Source organism: Aeromicrobium sp. REDSEA-S32_B7, assembly GCF_001626145.1.
Lineage (GTDB): Bacteria > Actinomycetota > Actinomycetes > Propionibacteriales > Nocardioidaceae > Aeromicrobium > Aeromicrobium erythreum.
The window spans coordinates 1-2,881 of the sequence record NZ_LUNF01000322.1 but is presented as its reverse complement, the minus strand read 5'-3'; the positions used below and the strand labels follow the sequence as shown (position 1 = coordinate 2,881).

Sequence of the window (2,881 nt, the reverse complement as noted above, 5' to 3'; positions counted from 1 at the left end):
GGACGATGCCGGCGCCGAGCGCCTTGCCGAGGACGTAGAGGTCGGGGACGACCTCCTCGTGGTCGCTGGCGAAGGTCCTGCCGGTGCGGCCGAGACCGGCCTGGATCTCGTCGGCGGCCATCAGGACGTTCTCGCGGGCGGTCAGCTCGCGCAGGCCCTTCCAGAAGCCGTCGGGGGGCAGCACCACGCCGCCCTCGCCCTGGATCGGCTCCATCAGCACGCCGACGGTGTTCTCGTCGATCGCGGCCTCCACGGCGGCGAGGTCGCCGTAGGGGACCATCGTGAAGCCGGGGGCGAACGGGCCGAAGCCGTCGCGGGCGTCGGGGTCGTCGGAGAAGCCGACGATGGTGGTGGTGCGGCCGTGGAAGTTGCCGGAGGCCACGATGATGTTGGCCTGGCCGGGCGTGACGCCCTTGACCTCGTAGCCCCACTTGCGCATGACCTTGATGGCGGTCTCGACGGCCTCGGCGCCGGTGTTCATCGGCAGCACCAGCTCCTTGCCGCACAGGTCGCCGAGCGCGGCGCAGAAGTCGGCGAACCGGTCGTGGACGAAGGCGCGGCTGGTCAGCGTCAGCTTGTCGAGCTGCTCGTGGGCCACGCGCAGCAGGCCGGGGTGCCCGTGACCGAAGTTGAGCGCGGAGTAGCCGGCGAGCAGGTCGAGGTAGCGGGTGCCGTCGACGTCGGTCATCCACGCGCCCTCGGCGTGCTCGACGACGACCGGCAGCGGCTTGTAGTTGTGTGCCGTGCGGGCCTCGGCGCGCTGGAACAGCTCGGCGGAGCGAGGGGCGGTGCCTGTCGCGGTCCCTGCGGTGGTGGTCATGCGCGCCTCCTCGGCTCGGTACGGGTGTGCGGGCCCCACCCGCCGGGCGCTGACGTCAACGACACGGTGCCGCCGTGCGCGGCCACGATCGCCTCCACCAGGGAGAGGCCGAGGCCGGCCCCGCCGGGGTCGACTCCGCCGCGGGGGCGGGACACGTCGCCGCGCACGAACCGCTCGAAGGCGCGCTCGGCGAGCTCGGGGTCGAAGCCGGGGCCGTCGTCGTGGACGGTGAAGCCGGTCGGGGTCGCGGCGACGGTGATCGTCGAGCCCTGGGGGGTGTGCTTTCGGGCGTTGGTCAGCAGGTTGGTGACGACCTGGTGCAGTCGCTGGTCGTCGCCGACCACCTCGACCACGTCCTCGGGCAGCTCGAGCCGCCAGTGGTGCGAGGGCGCCAGCACCCGGGCGTCGGAGACCGCCTCCAGCAGCAGGCGGGTGAGGTCGACCGGCTGCTGCTCGAGCGGCCGTCCGGAGTCGAGCCGGGCCAGCAGGAGCAGGTCCTCGACCAGGGCGGTCATCCGCACCGACTCCTCGGCGACCTTGGTCAGCGCGGTGCGCTGGGTGCCGGTGTCGTCGGGTCGGCGCTGGGCCAGCTCGGTGTAGCCCGCGATCGTCGCCAGCGGGGTGCGCAGCTCGTGGCTGGCGTCGGCCACGAACTGGCGCACCTGCTGCTCGCTGCGGTGCCGCGCGGTCAGCGAGGACTCCACGTGCGCGAGCAGGGTGTTGAGGGCCGCGCCCACGGCACCGGCCTCCGTGCGCTCGTCGGTCAGTCGCTCCGGGACCCGTTCGGCGAGCTCGATCTCCCCGGACTCCAGCGGGAGCGCTGCCACCCGGTGCGCGGTGGCGGCGACCTCGGTCAGCGGCCGCAGCTGTCGGCGTACGACGACGCCGGCCGCGGCCGCCGCGAGCAGGGCTCATCCCAATCCCTTGACCCGTCGTCGCCGACGTCCTCGAGCCGCGACGCGACCCGGTCGTCGAGGGTGTCGCGCTCGCCGCGGCCGTCGCCGACCACGATCGCCTGGGGGTCGCTGCCGGGCTCGAGCAGGGCGATGAGGGTGCCCGGCGCGAGGTTGCGCAGGTCCACGCGGGTCTGCTGCTGCACGCCCGGCGGGGTCGGCGGGGTCTCCAGGACGCTGCTGAGGGTGGAGCGCACCTCGTTGTCGAGGCGCTCGGTGAGGGCGTGGCGCATCACCAGCGTGGTGGCGGTGCCGAGCAGTGCCGAGACCGCCAGGGCCAGCACCACGGCGGTGAGCACCAGGCGGGCGGTCAGCGACCGCAGCCGGTCGGCGACCGCCCGAGCCCGGGCGAGGAGCCGGGCCCTCAGCGGACCGGTCATCACGGGACGGGCTTCAGCACGTAGCCCGCGCCGCGCATCGTGTGGATCATCGGCTGCCGCCCGGCGTCGACCTTCTTGCGCAGGTAGGAGATGTAGAGCTCCACGACGTTGGCCTGGCCGCCGAAGTCGTAGTTCCAGACCCGGTCGAGGATCTGCGCCTTCGACAGCACCCGGCGCGGGTTGCGCATCAGGAAGCGCAGCAGCTCGAACTCGGTGGCGGTCAGCGTGATCTCGTCGCCGCCGCGGTGGACCTCGTGGCTGTCCTCGTCCAGGGTCAGGTCGCCGACCGTGAGGACGGTCGACTCCGCGGCCGCCTGGGCGCCGGCCCGCCGGAGCAGACCGCGCAGCCGGGCGACCAGCTCCTCGAGCGAGAACGGCTTGGTGACGTAGTCGTCGCCACCGGCGGTGAGGCCGGCGATCCGGTCCTCCACGGCGTCGCGGGCGGTGAGGAAGACGACCGGCAGGTGCGGGTCGGTCGTCCGCATCCGGCGCAGCACCTCCAGGCCGTCGATGTCCGGGAGCATGATGTCGAGGACGACCGCGTCGGGCGCCATCTCCTTGGCGGCCGCGACCGCCTTGGTGCCCGAGTGCGCCGCCTGCACCTCGAAGCCCTCGTAGCGCAGCGCCATGGCCACCAGCTCGGCGATGTTGACCTCGTCGTCGACGACCAGGACACGCAGGGGGCTGCCATCGGCACGGGTGAGCTCCATGGCAGCACTGTGCCCGGT

4 protein-coding genes are annotated in these 2,881 nt (G+C 73.3%); all 4 read right to left on the bottom strand.

Features of this window, described 5'->3' with window-relative positions; all coding sequences use genetic code 11:
- Positions 1 to 820: aminotransferase class III-fold pyridoxal phosphate-dependent enzyme (locus A6Q79_RS18190; protein WP_317698924.1), on the bottom strand; the 820-nt coding region annotated here is incomplete at its 3' end.
- Positions 817 to 1,647: an ATP-binding protein gene (locus A6Q79_RS18185; RefSeq protein WP_317698923.1), complete on the bottom strand. Its 831-nt coding sequence runs from the start codon at positions 1,645 to 1,647 to the stop codon at positions 817 to 819. The genes A6Q79_RS18190 and A6Q79_RS18185, both read right to left, overlap by 4 nt.
- Before the next feature lie 26 nt (positions 1,648 to 1,673).
- Complete coding sequence (locus A6Q79_RS18180) at positions 1,674 to 2,153, bottom strand: hypothetical protein (protein ID WP_317698922.1); 480 nt, start codon at positions 2,151 to 2,153, stop codon at positions 1,674 to 1,676.
- Entirely contained in the window at positions 2,153 to 2,863 is a 711-nt protein-coding gene (locus A6Q79_RS18175) for a response regulator transcription factor (RefSeq protein WP_317698925.1), read from the bottom strand. Before A6Q79_RS18175 ends, A6Q79_RS18180 begins: the two co-directional genes overlap by 1 nt.
- Positions 2,864 to 2,881 lie beyond the last annotated feature (18 nt).